Annotated in this window: 1 protein-coding gene; it reads right to left on the reverse strand. The window is 69.1% G+C overall.

The genetic code is table 11. The annotated features are described in order from the left end of the window. A partial coding sequence (locus FK530_RS25575) for an exo-beta-N-acetylmuramidase NamZ domain-containing protein (protein WP_146489549.1) occupies positions 1–512 on the reverse strand: 512 nt, incomplete at both ends.

Below are 512 nucleotides of genomic sequence, written 5' to 3' on the forward strand. Positions count from 1 at the left end.
TGTCCCTGTCGGTGACATGGACCTGGGTTCCTCCCAGTGCCTGGCCGGCGAACTTGCCGAAGGTCGGTTGGAACCATGTGGGACGGAAGTGGACACCGCCCAGGGCCAACGCATTGAGTGACTCGGCGTAGCCCTCGTCCAGCCACGGTGCCCCCACCAGCTCGAAGGGTCGTGTCGTGCCGCGTCCTTCGGAGAGCACGGTGCCCTCGAAGAGGCCGGTGCCGGCGTAGACCAGTGCGGAGGTGGGTGTCGGGAGGTTGGGGGAGGGCATCACCCACTGCAGTCCCGTGTCCTCCCAGTACATGGTCCGTGTCCACCCGGTCATGGTCACGACCCCGGGGGTGGGCGTCGGGCGTCCGTCCCTCTGGTCCTGCGCGGCGACGAGACGTGCGAGTTCTCCCGCGGTCAACCCGTGGCGGATCGGTACGTCGATGCGCCCCACGAAGCTCTCGAACCCCTCGCGAACCCCGGGCCCCTCCGTGACGGCGCCGGAGAGCGGGTTGGGACGGTCG

The sequence above is a fragment of the Tsukamurella conjunctivitidis genome, assembly GCF_007858475.1.
Lineage (GTDB): Bacteria > Actinomycetota > Actinomycetes > Mycobacteriales > Mycobacteriaceae > Tsukamurella > Tsukamurella conjunctivitidis.